This window comes from Cellulomonas sp. P5_C5, from assembly GCF_054049655.1.
On sequence record NZ_JBFULY010000010.1, the window covers coordinates 90,428 to 105,418 of the forward strand.

At 73.3% G+C, this 14,991-nt stretch carries 11 protein-coding genes; 6 read left to right on the plus strand and 5 right to left on the minus strand.

Features of this window, described 5'->3' with window-relative positions; genetic code table 11:
- The first annotated feature begins 2 nt into the window (after positions 1 to 2).
- Both ACXJKF_RS11325 and ACXJKF_RS11330 read left to right on the plus strand, forming a co-directional pair.
- Complete coding sequence (locus tag ACXJKF_RS11325; RefSeq protein WP_456787818.1) at positions 3 to 1,307, plus strand: MFS transporter; 1,305 nt, start codon at positions 3 to 5, stop codon at positions 1,305 to 1,307.
- Positions 1,307 to 3,019: a glycoside hydrolase family 3 protein gene (locus tag ACXJKF_RS11330; RefSeq protein WP_456787819.1), complete on the plus strand. Its 1,713-nt coding sequence runs from the start codon at positions 1,307 to 1,309 to the stop codon at positions 3,017 to 3,019. The genes ACXJKF_RS11325 and ACXJKF_RS11330 overlap by 1 nt, the downstream gene beginning before the upstream one ends.
- 13 nt (positions 3,020 to 3,032) lie before the next feature.
- Here the strand turns inward: ACXJKF_RS11330 and ACXJKF_RS11335 are convergent, their stop codons facing one another.
- Positions 3,033 to 4,073, minus strand: coding sequence for a Gfo/Idh/MocA family protein (locus tag ACXJKF_RS11335; protein ID WP_456787820.1), 1,041 nt, complete (start codon positions 4,071 to 4,073; stop codon positions 3,033 to 3,035).
- Positions 4,074 to 4,113: 40 nt separating this feature from the next.
- On the opposite strand from ACXJKF_RS11335, the gene ACXJKF_RS11340 reads away from it, so the two are divergent.
- A complete protein-coding gene (locus ACXJKF_RS11340; protein ID WP_456787821.1) occupies positions 4,114 to 5,529 on the plus strand; it encodes an outer membrane protein assembly factor BamB family protein in 1,416 nt (471 codons plus the stop codon).
- A gap of 4 nt (positions 5,530 to 5,533) precedes the next feature.
- Here the strand turns inward: ACXJKF_RS11340 and clpB are convergent, their stop codons facing one another.
- Positions 5,534 to 8,122 carry an ATP-dependent chaperone ClpB gene (gene clpB / locus ACXJKF_RS11345; RefSeq protein WP_456787822.1) on the minus strand — a complete coding sequence of 863 codons (2,589 nt, stop codon included), beginning with the start codon at positions 8,120 to 8,122 and terminating at the stop codon, positions 5,534 to 5,536.
- 108 nt (positions 8,123 to 8,230) lie between these two features.
- Here clpB and ACXJKF_RS11350 point away from each other — a divergent pair, with 108 nt between their 5' ends.
- Together ACXJKF_RS11350 and ACXJKF_RS11355 are read left to right on the plus strand one after the other, a co-directional pair.
- On the plus strand, positions 8,231 to 9,184 hold the full coding sequence (locus tag ACXJKF_RS11350) for an alpha/beta hydrolase (protein WP_456787823.1): 954 nt from the start codon (positions 8,231 to 8,233) through the stop codon (positions 9,182 to 9,184).
- A complete protein-coding gene (locus ACXJKF_RS11355) occupies positions 9,181 to 10,065 on the plus strand; it encodes a hypothetical protein (RefSeq protein ID WP_456787824.1) in 885 nt (294 codons plus the stop codon). The genes ACXJKF_RS11350 and ACXJKF_RS11355 overlap by 4 nt, the downstream gene beginning before the upstream one ends.
- On the opposite strand, the gene ACXJKF_RS11360 is transcribed toward ACXJKF_RS11355, so the two are convergent.
- From ACXJKF_RS11360 to ACXJKF_RS11370, 3 genes are read right to left on the minus strand one after another with little or no spacing between them, the layout of a single operon-like run.
- On the minus strand, positions 10,055 to 11,407 hold the full coding sequence (locus ACXJKF_RS11360; protein ID WP_456787825.1) for an ion channel protein: 1,353 nt from the start codon (positions 11,405 to 11,407) through the stop codon (positions 10,055 to 10,057). The genes ACXJKF_RS11355 and ACXJKF_RS11360 overlap by 11 nt on opposite strands.
- A complete protein-coding gene (locus tag ACXJKF_RS11365; protein WP_456787826.1) occupies positions 11,404 to 13,095 on the minus strand; it encodes a SulP family inorganic anion transporter in 1,692 nt (563 codons plus the stop codon). Before ACXJKF_RS11365 ends, ACXJKF_RS11360 begins: the two co-directional genes overlap by 4 nt.
- Positions 13,092 to 14,066, minus strand: coding sequence for a cation diffusion facilitator family transporter (locus ACXJKF_RS11370; RefSeq protein ID WP_456787827.1), 975 nt, complete (start codon positions 14,064 to 14,066; stop codon positions 13,092 to 13,094). Before ACXJKF_RS11370 ends, ACXJKF_RS11365 begins: the two co-directional genes overlap by 4 nt.
- A gap of 132 nt (positions 14,067 to 14,198) precedes the next feature.
- On the opposite strand from ACXJKF_RS11370, the gene ACXJKF_RS11375 reads away from it, so the two are divergent.
- Positions 14,199 to 14,981: a VOC family protein gene (locus ACXJKF_RS11375; protein WP_456787828.1), complete on the plus strand. Its 783-nt coding sequence runs from the start codon at positions 14,199 to 14,201 to the stop codon at positions 14,979 to 14,981.
- The last annotated feature ends 10 nt before the right edge of the window (positions 14,982 to 14,991 follow it).

Sequence of the window (14,991 nt, forward strand, 5' to 3'; positions counted from 1 at the left end):
GCATGGCCCTCTCGCAGCCCACGGCGCCGCTGACCGGCGCAGCCCAGGCGGTCCCGACCGCGACCACGCCGCCGCCCGCCGGCCGCGAACCCCGCAGCTACCTCCCGTTCCTCGGCGTCGCGAACCTCGGCGTCTACATGGCGCTGCTGACGCCCGTGATGGTGTCGATGGCGTTCAAGATCGACCACCTGGTCGGCGCCGCGGCCGCCCCGGCGCAGCTCGGGATGGTCATGGGGGTCGGCGCGCTGTTCGCGCTCATCTGCAACCCGCTGGCCGGCCGCCTGTCCGACCGGACGACCAGCCGGCTCGGCATGCGCCGCCCGTGGATCGTCGGCGGTGCGGTCGTCGGCGCCGCGGCCCTGACCGTCGTCGGCACCGCGCAGTCCGTCGCGCTGGTGCTCGTGGGCTGGTGCGTCGCGCAGGCCGCGTTCAACGCCGTGCTCGCCGCCGCGAACGCCACCATCCCGGACCAGGTGCCGGTCGAGCGCCGCGGCAAGGTGTCCGGCCTCGTCGGCATGGCGACGCCGCTCGCGATACTGCTGGGCAGCGTCATCGTCAACCGGATCTCCGCCGACGCCGCCAGGTTCATCGTCCCCGCCGCGCTCGGGCTGATCTTCTCGCTGCTGTTCGCCGCGGTGCTGCGCGACCGCAGGCTCGAGCACGCGCCCGCGCAGCGGTTCACCGTCGGCCAGTTCTTCGGCTCGTTCGTGTTCAACCCGCGCAAGCACCCCGACTTCGGCTGGACCTGGCTGACCAAGTTCATGGTGATGTTCGGCTACGCGGGCATCGCGACGTTCCTGCCGTACTACCTGGTGGGCAAGTTCGACCTGTCCGAGCAGGAGGCCACCGGCGTCATCCTCACGGCGACGTTCGCGTCGGTGATCGGCATGGTCGTCTCCAGCCCCGTCGGCGGCATCCTGTCCGACCGGTTCGGCAAGCGCCGCCCCTTCGTCGCGGCTGCCGGCGCGATCATGGCCGTCGGCCTCGTGGTGCTCGCGTTCGCGCCGACCATCGCCCTGGTCGTCGTCGGCCAGGCCATCGTCGGCCTCGGCGCCGGCGCGTTCTTCTCCGTCGACATCGCGCTGGCCACCCAGGTGCTGCCCAGCAAGGACGACACCGCCAAGGACCTCGGCGTCCTCAACATCGCCAACGCCCTGCCGCAGTCGCTCGCCCCCGCGATGGCCCCCGCCATCCTGGCGGTCGGTGCGAACCTGCCCATGGGCCAGTACCCCACCTGGTACCTGTTCGGCGCCGTCGTCGCGCTGGCCGGTGCCGCGCTCGTCTACCGGATCAAGGGCGTGCGCTGATGACCGTCTACCAGGACCCCGCACGGCCCGTCGACGAGCGCGTCGAGGACCTGCTCGGCCGGATGACGCTCGAGGAGAAGGCCGGTCAGCTGTTCCAGCACATGATCACGGCCGGGCCCCTGGCGGACGGCGACCCGATGTTCGGGCTGCCCAGCGCCGACGAGTACGTCAACCGCCTGCACATGACGCACTGGAACCTGCTGGGCGTCCCGGGCAGCGCGCGCGAGCTCGCCGAGTGGCACAACCGGCTCCAGGCCCTGTGCGAGGAGACGCGGCTCGGCATCCCCGCGACGATCGCGACCGACCCCCGGCACGCGTTCACCGACAACCCCGGCACCGCGCTGCTCTCGGGCCCGTTCTCGCAGTGGCCCGAGACCCTCGGCCTCGCGGCGACGCGCGACGAGGACCTCATGGAGCGGCACGCCGACGTCGCCCGCCAGGAGTACCTGGCCGTCGGCCTGCGCACCGCGCTGCACCCCCAGGTCGACCTGGCCACGGAGCCCCGCTGGGCCCGCGCCAACGGCACGTTCGGCGAGGACGCCTCGTTGACCGGGCAGATGGGCGCCGCGTACGTGCGCGGGTTCCAGGGTGCGACCTTCGGCGTCGACAGCGTCTCGACGATGACCAAGCACTTCCCGGGCGGCGGACCGCAGAAGGACGGTGAGGACCCGCACTTCGCGTACGGCCGCGAGCAGGTCTACCCCGGCGGCCGGTTCGCCGAGCACCTGGAGCCCTTCAAGGCGCTCCTGGCGGCCGGGACGCGGCAGATGATGCCGTACTACGGCATGCCGGTCGGGCTGCCGGGGATCCCCGAGGTCGGGTTCGGGTTCAACAAGCCCGTGCTCGACCTCCTGCGGGACGACCTCGGCTTCGACGGCGTCATCTGCACCGACTGGGGCCTGGTGTCCGACGCCGAGATCTTCGGGCAGCCGTTCCCCGCCCGCGCGTGGGGCGTCGAGCACCTCTCGGTCGAGGACCGCGTCGCGCTCGTCCTCGACGCCGGCGCCGACCAGCTGGGCGGGGAGTCGTGCCCGGAGGTGGTGGTCGCGCTCGTGCAGAAGGGCCGGGTCACCGAGGAGCGCATCGACGCGTCGGTGCGCCGGCTGCTGCGGGAGAAGTTCCTGCTCGGCCTCTTCGACGACCGGCGCTACGTGGACGTCGAGGCGGCCTCGGCCGTCGTCGGGAACGACGAGTTCCGCGCGGCCGGGCTCGCGGCGCAGGCGGCTGCCGTGACCGTCCTGACCAACGACGGGATCCTGCCCCTGGCCCCCGGCCTGCGGATCTACGCCGAGGGCCTCGACGGCACGGTCGACGACCCCGCCGACGCCGACGTCGCGATCCTGCGGCTCAAGGCCCCCTACGAGCAGCGCGGGCCCGGGTTCGACGCGTTCTTCCACGCGGGGTCGCTGGACTTCCCGCAGGCCGAGATCGACCGCATCAACGCGATCAGCGCGCAGGTCCCGACGATCCTCGACGTCTACCTGGACCGTCCGGCGATCCTCACGCCGCTGGTCGACCAGGCCGCGGCGGTAGTCGTGAACTTCGGCGCCGGCGACGGGCCCCTGCTCGACGCGCTCCGGGGCGCGGCCCGAGGGCGGCTGCCGTTCGACCTGCCCCGGTCGATGGCCGCCGTCGAGGCGTCCCGCGAGGACGTCCCGTTCGACACCGCCGACCCGCTGTTCCGGTTCGGGCACGGGGTGCCGGTCGGCTGAGCGGACGCGCCCCTCACTCCCCCGGGTACGTGACCCCGAGCTGGCGCCGGATCTCGTCGGCGGTCTCCAGGATCGTCACGGTCTCCTCCAGCGGCTGCCACGGCGACTCCGTGCGCCCCTCGGTCACGTACCCGGCGAGCGCCGCCGCCTGGAAGCACAGCCCGTCGTGCCCGTGGATCCGGTTGTCGTCCCACGTGACCCGTTCCCCGTCGCGGACCAGGGTCACCGCCGTCGGCATGTGGAAGTTCTGGCCCACCTCGACGCGCGCCGCCGACCCGGCGATCTCCGCGGTGTGCGGGGTCACGGCGAGCATCGACGTGAACACCGACGCCTGCAGCCCCGGGCCGTAGCCGACGAGCGCCGACACCTGGGCGTCGACGCCGGTCGCGGCCAGCGCGCCGGTCGCCTGGACGCTCGACGGACGCGCACCGGACGCGGCGAACGACGCGAACGCCAGCGGGTACACGCCGAGGTCCAGGAGCACCCCGCCCGCGAGCGCGGGGTCGAGCAGCCGGTGCGTGGGCTCGCGGTCCGCGCGCACGCCGTAGTCGGCGGTCACGCGGTGCACGTCGCCGAGCACGCCGTCCTCGAGCAGCCGTCGGACCACGTCGGTGTGCGGCAGGTACCGGGTCCACATGGCCTCCATGAGCAGCACGCCGGCGGACCGGGCGGCGTCGACGAGCGCCCGTGCCTCGGCCGCGTTGCGCGTGAAGGCCTTCTCGACGAGCACGTGCTTGCCCGCGGCGATGGCCAGGAGCGCCTGCTCGTGGTGGTGGCTGTGCGGGCTGGCGACGAGCACGACGTCGACGTCCGGGTCCTCGACGAGCTGCTGGTAGGAGCCGTACGCGCGGTCGATCCCGTGGGTGTCCGCGAACGCCTGCGCCCGCTCGAGCGACCTCGACCCCGCGGCGACGACGCGCTGGGAGGTGTGCGTGCGCACCGCGTGCACCCACCGGCCGGCGATGAAGCCCGGCGCCAGGACACCCCAGCGCAGCGGCGGGGCGTCGCGGGGGTCGGCGACGCGGGACTCGGGGAGCGCAAGGTCAGGTGCCATCCGCCCACCCTGCCAGCCGCGGCGGCGGTACTGTCCGGCCATGTCACGCCGCGACACGCTCGCCACCGTCGAGCTCGTCGAGGACGTCGACGACGTGCCGGACGCGCCCGTCCGGTCGCGGAGGCGCTGGTGGCTGCTGGCGATCCCGGTGGTCGCCGCGTTGCTCGTCGCCGGGGTGCAGCTCGTGGCGGACGCCCTGGAGAGCGCCGCCGACGCGCGCGTCGCCGCGCTGCCGGGGGCCGTCGACCCGCTCGGGGACCACGCCGACGTGCTCTGGCGGGCCGACCTGGGCATCGGCTCGCTCGCCGACGGGCTGGTCGCGCGCGACGCCCTGCACGGCGTGCTCGTCGGCCGGGACGGCTCGCTGTCCTACGACGCGCTCGACCTGAGCACGGGCGAGCGGTTGTGGTCCGCACCGCTCAGCGGCGCCGATCCCGCGCAGACCGACCCGACGTACCCGCGCGCGACGGTCTGCGAGCCGGATGCCGAGCCCGGCGCCGAGCCCGAGCGGGTGGTCTGCCTGGTGACCGACGGCGCCGCCCCGTTCACGCGTGACCCCCGACCCGCCACCCGGTCGCGCGTCGTCGTGCTCGACCTCGCCGACGGGCACGTGCTGGCCGACCGTCCGGCGCCCTATGTGTCCTCGTTCGCGGTCCTGCCCGGGCTGACCGCGACCGCCGTCGTCGAGGACCGGCACATCGTCGTCGTCGCCGCCGACCCGCTCACCGGCAAGGAGCTCTGGCGGTACCGGCACGCCGAGGCGTCGGACCAGGAGCCGGCCATCAGCGCCGGGGGCGGCGTGATCGTCGCGTTCGGTACACCCGGGGGCCCGGTCGTCCTGTCGGCGTCCGGGGACCTGGTCCCGGCGGAGCCCGGCACGACAGGTTGGGGGACGACGCAGGAGGGCTGGTTCGTGACCGAGCGCTCGGACCCGGCTGGACAGCTGCGACGGGTCGTCCGGCCCGGCGAGCCGCCGGTCGAGGTCGTCGGGCGGCTGCTCGACCGCAGGGTCGACGACGGCAGCGTGCCCGGGCTCGAGGTGTCGACGGGCGGTCTGACGTTCGGGTGGGACGCGCGCACCGGGAAGCGACTCTGGGAGGCGGACGTCTCCGTCTCCCCCGAGGACGACGGGGCCGTCCTGATCATCGACGGGACCGCGTTCCTCTGCTCGGACGACGCGGTCGTCGCGCTCGACGCGCGGACGGGCGAGACCCGGTGGACCGCCCCGCGGCAGCAGGGCGACTACGTCGGCGAGCTCCTCACCGACGGTGCCCACGTGCTCCTGGTGGAGGCTCCGCAGGACGGCGCCAGCACGGCCTTCGTGACCGTGCTGGACCGTCGCGACGGCGAGCTCGTCCGGCGGCTGGCGCTCCCGGCCGGCGTCACCTCCGTGTCGGCGGCGGGCCGCCACCTGGTCGACACCAGCAGGCGGGGCGCGGTGGCCCGGATCGGCTGAGGCGTCAGGTCCCCACCACCAGGCCGTCCTCGCCGCGGTCCACCACCACGGTGTCCCCGTCGTGGACCTGCCCCGCCAGGATCTGCCGGGCCAGCCGGTCGCCGATCTCACGCTGCACCAGTCGCCGCAGCGGTCGCGCGCCGTAGGCGGGGTCGTACCCCTCCAGCGCCAGCCACTCGCGCGCCGCCGGTGAGACCTCGAGCGTGAGCCGCCGGTCCTTCAGACGGTTCGCCAGCGCCGCGACCTGCAGCTCCACGATGTGCCCGAGCTCGTCGAGCGACAGCGGGTCGAACAGCACCACGTCGTCGAGCCGGTTGAGGAACTCCGGCTTGAACGAGGAGCGCACCGCGGACATGACGGCCTCGCGCTTCTCGTCGGCGGACAGCATCGGGTCCACCAGGTACTGCGAGCCCAGGTTCGACGTGAGCACCAGGATGACGTTCCGGAAGTCGACCGTGCGGCCCTGCCCGTCGGTCAGGCGACCGTCGTCGAGCACCTGCAGCAGCACGTCGAACACCTCGGGGTGCGCCTTCTCGACCTCGTCGAAGAGGACCACCGAGTACGGCCGGCGACGGACGGCCTCGGTCAGCTGACCGCCCTCCTCGTACCCGACGTACCCCGGAGGGGCGCCGACGAGCCGGGCGACCGAGTGCTTCTCGGCGTACTCCGACATGTCGATCCGGACCATCGCGCGCTCGTCGTCGAACAGGAAGTCCGCGAGCGCCTTGGCCAGCTCGGTCTTGCCGACACCGGTGGGCCCGAGGAACAGGAACGAGCCCGTGGGACGGTCAGGGTCGGAGACGCCTGCACGGGAGCGTCGGACGGCGTCGGACACGGACGCGACCGCGGGCCGCTGCCCGATGAGCCGCTCGCCCAGGACCTCCTCCATGCGCAGGAGCTTGGCGGTCTCACCCTCCAGCAGCCGGCCGGCGGGGATGCCGGTCCACTGCGCGACCACCTCGGCGACCTCGTCGGGTCCGACCTTCTCCGCGATCATCGGCGGAGCGTCGGGGGCGGCGTCGATCGCCTCCTCGTCGGCCTCCGCAGCACTGATCTGCTCCTGCAGCGCCGGCAGCTCTCCGTACTGGATGCGTGCCGCTCCAGCGAGGTCACCCTCGCGCAGCAGCCGCTCGGCGTCGGAGCGCAGCGTGTCGAGGCGCGCCTTCAGGTCACCGACGAGGTTGTGCCCCGCCTTCTCCTTCTCCCACCGCGCGGTCAGCGACGCGAGGTCCTCCCGGCGGTCGGCGAGGTCCTTGCGCAGCCGCGCGAGGCGGTCGGTCGAGGCGGGGTCGTCGGACTCGGAGAGCACGACCTCCTCCATCTCGAGCCGGGTCACCGCGCGCTGCAGCTCGTCGATCTCGATGGGCGACGAGTCGAGCTCCATGCGCAGGCGCGACGCGGCCTCGTCGACCAGGTCGATGGCCTTGTCCGGCAGCTGGCGGCCGGTGATGTAGCGGTCGGACAGGGTCGCCGCGGCGACGAGCGCGGAGTCGGCGATGGTCACCTTGTGGTGCGCCTCGTACCGCTCCTTGAGCCCGCGCAGGATGGCGACGGTGTCCTCGACGGACGGCTCGCCCACGAACACCTGCTGGAACCGCCGCTCCAGGGCGGGGTCCTTCTCGACGCGCTCGCGGTACTCGTCGAGCGTCGTCGCGCCGACGAGGCGCAGCTCGCCGCGGGCCAGCATGGGCTTGAGCATGTTGCCCGCGTCCATGGCGCCCTCGCCGCCCGCGCCCGCGCCGACGACGGTGTGCAGCTCGTCGATGAACGTGACGACCTCGCCGTTGGACCCGGTGATCTCCGCGAGCACGGCCTTGAGCCGCTCCTCGAACTCGCCGCGGTACTTGGCGCCGGCCACCATCGCGGCCAGGTCGAGCGCGACGAGCTTCTTGCCGCGCAGCGACTCGGGGACGTCCCCGGCGACGATGCGCTGGGCGAGGCCCTCGACGACCGCGGTCTTGCCGACGCCGGGCTCGCCGATGAGCACGGGGTTGTTCTTGGTGCGCCGGGACAGCACCTGCACGACGCGGCGGATCTCGGAGTCGCGGCCGATGACGGGGTCGAGCTTGCCGTCGCGGGCGCGCTGCGTCAGGTCGACGCCGTACTTCTCGAGCGCCTTGTAGGTGCCCTCGGGGTTCGGGGTGGTGACGCGTGCGGACCCGCGGACCGTCGGCAGGGCGGCCGCGAGCGCGTCGCGGGACGCGCCCTGGGCGCGCAGCGCGTCGGCGACCCCGGACTGGCCGGTCGCGAGCCCGAGCAGCAGGTGCTCGGTGGACAGGTAGTCGTCGCCGAGCGAGCGCGCCTCGGACGAGGCGGCCTCGAGCGCGGTCGACGTGGCCCGCGACGCGGACGGCTGCGCGACGGTGGAGCCGCTGCTGGCCGGCAGGCTGACGAGCATCCCCCGCACGGCACGGCCGAGCGCGGTGCGGTCGGCCCCGACGGCGTCGAGCAGCCCGTTGGCGACGCCGCCCTCCTGCTGGAGCAGGGCGTTGAGCAGGTGCGCGGGCTCGAGCTGCGGGTTCCCGGCGGCGGACGCCTGCTGGATGGCGTCGCCGAGAGCCTCCTGGGACCGGGTGGTGAACTTGGCGTCCACATGACCTCCTGAGTGATCGACTGCTTGTCGCAACGACGGCCGAAGTTGAGTCTATTCCGCTCAACTCTTTGGACCACCTGGGGAGCCGGCCCGTGCGACGATCACGCCATGACCGACGACGCCGACGTGCTTCCTGATGTGCTCGGACCCGGCTGGACCGCCCGCACCCTCCCCCTGCGACCCGACGGCGGGACGCCTGACCCGGTTGCCACTCTGGTCCATCGCGAGGGGACGGACAGCCGACGCGCCCTCCTCTACGTGCACGGTTTCGTCGACTACTTCTTCCACACGCAGTTCGCCGACACCCTCGCCGCCCACGGCTACGACGTCTACGCGCTCGACCTGCGCGACTACGGCCGGTCCATCCGCGACGGCCGCCCGGCGAACCACATCACCGACCTGGGCACGTACGCGGAGGAGATCGACGCGGCGATCCGGGTCATCCGGGCCGACCACGACGAGGTCGTCCTGCTCGGCCACTCGATGGGCGGCCTCGTCACCTCCCTGTGGGCCGACTCACGCCACGGCGAGGGGCTCATCGACGCGCTCGTGCTCAACGCGCCCTGGCTCGACCTGCGCGGGAACTGGTTCGAGCGCACCGTCCTGACCGGCCTGATCGACGGCGTCGGCAAGGTCGCCCCGAACGTCGTGGTCGGCAAGGTCGGACCGCACTACGGACGAGCGCTGCACGAGGGCACCGGCGGCGAGTGGTCGTACGACCTGGCGTGGAAGCCGCTGGACGGCTTCCCGGCACGCGCCGGGTTCGCTCGGGCCGTGCGCCGGGGACATGCACGCGTCGCCCGCGGGCTCGCCGTCGACGTCCCTGTGCTGGTGCTGGCGTCCGACGCGTCCGGCCCGGACGACGTCTGGCACGACGCCCTGGTGACCACCGACTCCGTGCTCGACGTCGCGGACATGAAGCGGCTGGCCCCGAACCTCGGGCCCGACGTCACGTTCGTCGAGATCCCCGGTGGTGCGCACGACCTGGCGCTGTCCCCGGCGCCCGCCCGGGACACCTATGTCGCCGAGGTCCTCGCGTTCCTGGACGCCCGGCTGCCGTGACCACCACCGTCGAGCGCGCGCGCGTCCGCGCCCTTCGGATCGCGGCGCGCTACCGCCGCACCCCGGTCGGCCGCCTCGTGCAGCGCACGGTCGACGGGTTCGTGGACATCGAGCCCTTCGACCGCGCGATGACCCTCGCCGCACAGGCGTTCGTCTCGGTGGTGCCGGTGATGATCGTCATGGCGGCATTCCGGCCCACCCAGCCGGGCTTCGCCTCGTTCATGGCCGACAGCATGGGGCTCTCCGACGCGACGCGGGACACCGTCGCCGACAGCGTGTCCACGAGTGCGACGTTGGGCAGCAGCGTCAGCCTGCTCGGTCTCGTCGTCGCCCTCATCACCGCCACCAGCTACTCGCGGGCCCTCGAGCGCATGTACGCCAAGGTGTGGCAGGTCAGGCGGCCCGGGCTGCACGCCGCGTGGCGTTGGTTGGCGACGGTGCTCGCGGTGATCCTCGCGGTCGGGCTGCTGGGCCTGACGCGGGAAGCCACGGAGGGGGTCCCGCTGCCGGCTCTGTGGGACTTCGTCGTGCGCATGGTCGTCTGGACGGTCGTGTGGACGTACGTGCCATGGGCGCTCCTGCGCGCCGAGATCCCCGTGCGCGCGCTGGCGTTCACGGGTGCCGTCACGGCGTTCCTCATGTGCCTCCTGAGCGTCGTCGGCATCGTGTACCTGCCCATCGTCCTGGAGGCGGGCGCGCACCAGTACGGGCTGCTCGGCCTGGTGTTCGCCTACATCGGCTGGCTGTTCGCGTTCAGCTTCGCGCTGGTGCTGGCCACCGTGGTGGGCCGCGCGTGCGCCGAGGACGAGGGTGCGCTCGGGCGGCTGGTCCGCGGACGCCGCAACGACGACGCCACGGAGCCTCGCGTCCTCACGGAGTGACGCGAGGGCCCTCGGGCGCCGGGTCGTGCGAGGGCGCGGGCGCCGGGTCGTGCGAGGGCGCGGGCGCCGGGTCGGCGGGTGCCAGCAACGCCGGCCGGTTGGTCACGATGAGCCACGCCGCGAGCGTCGCCAGGACGACCGGGATCAGCAGCGTCACCTGCGGCACCACGGCGATCGCCATGAAGATGCTGAGCCAGCCGTTGCGGGTGGCGGCCACGACGATGCCGACCACGGCGGCGCTGACGGCGATGGCGAGCGGCACCGCGTCCCAGGCCTGATGGATCGCGAACCCGAGCGCGACCCCGACGAACAGCGCCGGGAAGATGCGGCCGCCGCGGAACCCCGAGGTGGCGGCGACGAGCATGGCCAGGAGCTTGATCCCGGCCATCGCCAGGAAGCCGAGCGCGGTGGTCGTCGCGGCCAGCCCGGGCAGCTCCTGCATCTGCGTGAGGCCCTTGAACAGCGTGACCTCGCCGCCGAGCGCGCCGAGCAGGCCCAGGATCAGGCCGCCGGTGGTGAGCATGAGCACCGGGTGGCCGATCCGTCGGAACAGGCGGTGCATCGGCACGAACAGGTACACCGCCACCAGGCCGAGGAGCGCGGAGCCGACCGCGATGGCGATCGCGAGGCCGAGGTCGTCCAGGCCGCCGTAGGTGTAGGCGGGCACGTCGACGGCCAGGTCGAGGTCCTCCAGCTGCATCATCGTCAGGGATCCCGCCGTGGCGGCGACGAGCGGCGGGAACAGCCGGTCCCACAGCGGGACGCGACGGTCGCCCGGGTCCAGCTCCGAGAACAGCAGGGCCGCCGCGACGGGCGTCCCGAACATCGCGCCGATGGTCCCCGCGACGGCCATCATCAGCCAGATCGGGGCCTTCACCTTCGGCAGGAACCGCATCCCGACGCCGACCGCGAGGCCGACGTTGATGCCGATGATCGGGTTCTCCGGACCGAGGCTCACGCCGCTCGCGAGCATCAGGACCAGCGCCAGCGCCAGCCCGGGAAGCACGCGCAGCGGCAGGGGCTCCGCGACGAGCTCGAGCGTGGCCGGGTCTGGGCCGGCATGCCCCGGCACGTACCGGACGACGAGCCCGATGAGCAGGCCGGCCGCCGTGAGCACGCCGATGATCCACAGGGCGGAGTCCGACGTCTGCCCGACCGCCGCGCTCAGGTCGTCCCAGACCCAGTGCTCGATCAGGCCGGCCAGCCGGCTGAGCCCGAGCAGCGTCAGGGCGCTCACGATCCCGACGACGATCGCCGGCACGGCGAGCCGGAGCAGGTTCAGCACCGGCACCCGGAACGGTTCGTCGGCCGCCACGACCGGCGAGGGCTGCTCCTGCATCATCGGTGTGCTCCTTCGTCGGAGGGGCGAGCGTCACGGTGGTCGTCGACCCAGGCCTGACCCCGGGCGACGGCGTCGCGGGCGGAGGCGAAGATCTCGTCGTCGGCGAGCAGGACATTCTCCAGTCCCACGACACCGAGCAGCCCGCTGCGCCCGGCGACCACGAGGAACTCGGACGAGACCCCGCAGAGCAGCAGCAGGTTGTCCCGTGCCCGCAGGCGTTCCGCGAGCGCGTCGAGCGCCTTCACGAAGGTCGCGGACGGGACGTCGGGCAGCGTCCGCAGGCTCAGCACGAGCGCGGACCCGACCGTCCGCGTGGTGTCCGGCCAGGTCTCCTCGATGCGCGCGACCTCCGCGAAGAAGCCTGCTCCGGCGTAGTCGAGCACGACGACCGAGTGCGACGGCACCTCCGCGGGCGGGTCGGTGACGACCCACACGCCCTCGTCGCGCCGCTCGATCGCGCGGAGCCGGCCGACGCGCGACGACGAGACCGCGTAGAGCACGAGCGAGAGCCCGGCGCCCAGGAAGATCGCCTGCTGCAGCGGCAGCTGCGTCGTCGCCAGGAACGTCACCACCATCGCGGCGGTCGACCACCACGACGTGCGGACCACCAGGACGATGTCCTTCCAGCGGCCCTGCACCAGCTCGATGCCGATGAGGATCAGCAGCCCACCGATGACGGGCATCGGGATGGTCTCCGCGTACGGGCCGACCAGCACGACGACCAGCGCGAGCCACAGCCCGGCGAACACCCCGGACCACCGGGTGCGCGCCCCGGCGCTCGTCGCGACGCCCGTGCGGGACAGCGAGCCGCCGGTGGGCAGCGCCGAGAACAGCCCACCCGCCACGTTCGCCATGCCCTGCGCCACGAAGTCCCTCGACATGTTCGGCCGCGACCCGTCCGGGTTCGGCACGGCCGCGCCGATCCCCGCGGCCTGCGCGAGCGCGACGAGCGCGACCGCGACCGCACCGAGCGCCAGCTCCGGCACCGCGGACAGGTCCGGGAGCGAGAACGGCGGCAGGCTGCGCGGGATGGCCGCGATGTCCCCGACGTCCTCCACGTCGATCCCCGCGACGACCACCCCCACCCACACGACCACCAGCGCGACCAGCGTCGCCAGCGCCCGGAGCCGCCGGACCAGCCGCGCGAGCACCCAGACGACGATCGTCGCGCCCGCGACGGCGACGGAGGCCACGTCCCAGCTGCCCACGTGCACGAGCGCCTCGACGATCTTGCCGACCGTGTTGTGCGTCTGCGGCTTGTAGCCCGTGGCGTCCCCGAGCTCGCCGGCGATGATCTGCACCGCGATCCCCGTGGTGAACCCGGTCATCACGGCCGTCGACACGAACTGCATGACCGACCCGAGCCGCAGCAGCCCGAGCACCAGCATGACGACGCCGACCAGGAGGGTCAGCGTGGCGATCGCCCCGGGGTCGTGCGGGTCCAGCCCTGCCCCCGCCAGCACGCTGGCCGACGACAGTGCGATGGCGCTGGTCAGCGTCGTGACCATGAGGACCGTCCGCGCGAACGCCGACCCGACGATCGTCGACACCACGCCGGAGTACAGGCCGACGACAGGGTTGAACCCGCCGATGTTCGCGTACGCCATCCCCTCGGGGATGGAGAACAGCCCGGTGACCAGGCCCGACGAGACGTCCTTGCCCGTCGGCCTCCCCCAGCCGCCGGTCACAGGGCGGGGTCCTGCGGCTCGGAGAGCGAGAGCGTCGCGCCGACGACCGCGGGCGTCTTCGCCAGCCGCCTTTCGAGCGACGCCAGCACGTGCGACGCCGCGTCCTCGGCCATGTTCCCGGTCAGGTCCACCGCACCCGTGAGGTAGACCTGCCGGGCACCCACGAACTCGAGCCGCATCTCCGTGACCCTCTCGACCTCGGGCTGCGCGAGCAGCGAGCGGACGGCCGCGTCGTTCACCCGCGGGTCCACCACCTGGCCGACGAGGAACCGGCGGTTGCGGTCGATGAGGACAACTGCGACGACCGCGAGCAGCACGCCGACGAGGATCGACCCGATCGCGTCGGGCACCGGGGACCCGGTCACCTGGTGCAGCCCGATGCCTGCCGCCGCGATGAGGATGCCGACCAGGGCGGCAGCGTCCTCGAAGAACACCGCGCGGACGGTCGGGTCGGAGGTCTCCAGGACGTGCTCCAGCAGGTCGCGGTCCTGCGTCGCGGCGGCCCGCTTCGCCTGCCGGGACGCCTGCAGGAACGAGATCCCCTCCAGCACGAACGACACCGCGAGCACCACGTACGCGACGATGAAGTCGCCCGCCGGCTCAGGGTTCAGCAGCTCCGAGACGCCGTGCGTGATCGACACCCCCGCGCCCACCGCGAACAGCCCGATCGCCGCGAACAGCGACCACACGTACACCTCCCGGCCGAAGCCGAGCGGGTGCTCCGCATCCGCCGGCTTGGCGGCGCGGCGCTGGGCGATGATCAGGAAGATCTCGTTGCCCGTGTCCGCCCACGAGTGCGCGGCCTCCGCGAGCATCGACGCCGACGCGGTGATGACGGCCGCCGCGGACTTGGCGACCGCGATGAGCAGGTTGGCACCGAACGCGACGACGACCGTCAGGGTGCTCTCCGACGCGGAGGAGGACGGATCCGCGACGACCGCCGACCCGGCGCCGTCCCGTGCGTCCGCCATGTCACGTGAGTAGCACAACCCGTGCCCGATGTCTCCCCGTCCGAGCGCGTCTGTCCCGGTCAGCGGCACGTCGGGCGGCTCGTCGGTGCGCGTCGGCGCGCGTCCGGAAGGGGCCTGGTGTTGGCTGGTCGCATGACGACCCGACGCGAGGCCTGGCCCCCCGGCACCCCGGCGTGGGCCGACATCACCGTGCCCGACCTCGCCGTCGCCCGCGCGTTCTACGGTCCGCTGCTCGGGTGGCAGTTCGAGGTGGGCGGCCCGGAGCTCGGCTACTACACGCAGGCCTACGTCGGCGACCGGCGCGTCGCCGGGCTCGGCGAGCCCATGGGCGACGACCCCGCCCCGCCGCCCGCGTGGTGCGTCTACCTGGCCACCGACGACCTCGCGGCGACCGTCGCAGCCGTCGCCGAGGCCGGCGGCAAGGAGATCGTGCCCGCGATGCCGATCATGGACTTCGGCAGCATGGCGCTCGTCGTCGACACCGCCGGGGCCGTGTTCGGCCTCTGGGAGGCCGCCTCGCACACCGGCTGGGACGTCGTCGACGAGCCCGGCTCCATGGTGTGGTGCGAGGTCATGTCGCACGACCAGCCGACGGCCGTCGCGTTCTACCGGCAGGTGTTCGGGTACGCGGTCGAGGACCTCAGCGCCCCCGGCTTCACCTACGCGTCGCTCTCCCTGGACGGTCATCCCGCGGCGGGCGTCGGCGGCTACGGCGCACAGGCGGGCCGCGACGCACCGGCCGCCTGGACGATCTACTTCGCCGTCACCGACATCGATGCCGCGGCCGGACGGGTCACCGAGCTGGGCGGCACGGTGGTCAGCCCGCCGACGGACAGCGCGTTCGGCCGCATGGCGATCGCGTCCGGGCCGTTCGGCGAGGTGTTCGCCCTCATCGCACCCTCCGGCGGCGCCTAGGCTGGCGGAT

What these genes read in the sequence shown, in the direction of transcription:
- ACXJKF_RS11325 (WP_456787818.1), top strand. Translation starts at nt 3, where the DNA reads ATGGCCCTCTCGCAGCCCACGGCGCCGCTGACCGGCGCAGCCCAGGCG.
- ACXJKF_RS11330 (WP_456787819.1), top strand. Translation starts at nt 1,307, where the DNA reads ATGACCGTCTACCAGGACCCCGCACGGCCCGTCGACGAGCGCGTCGAG.
- ACXJKF_RS11335 (WP_456787820.1), bottom strand. Translation starts at nt 4,073, where the DNA reads ATGGCACCTGACCTTGCGCTCCCCGAGTCCCGCGTCGCCGACCCCCGC.
- ACXJKF_RS11340 (WP_456787821.1), top strand. Translation starts at nt 4,114, where the DNA reads ATGTCACGCCGCGACACGCTCGCCACCGTCGAGCTCGTCGAGGACGTC.
- ACXJKF_RS11350 (WP_456787823.1), top strand. Translation starts at nt 8,231, where the DNA reads ATGACCGACGACGCCGACGTGCTTCCTGATGTGCTCGGACCCGGCTGG.
- ACXJKF_RS11360 (WP_456787825.1), bottom strand. Translation starts at nt 11,407, where the DNA reads ATGATGCAGGAGCAGCCCTCGCCGGTCGTGGCGGCCGACGAACCGTTC.
- ACXJKF_RS11370 (WP_456787827.1), bottom strand. Translation starts at nt 14,066, where the DNA reads ATGGCGGACGCACGGGACGGCGCCGGGTCGGCGGTCGTCGCGGATCCG.
- ACXJKF_RS11375 (WP_456787828.1), top strand. Translation starts at nt 14,199, where the DNA reads ATGACGACCCGACGCGAGGCCTGGCCCCCCGGCACCCCGGCGTGGGCC.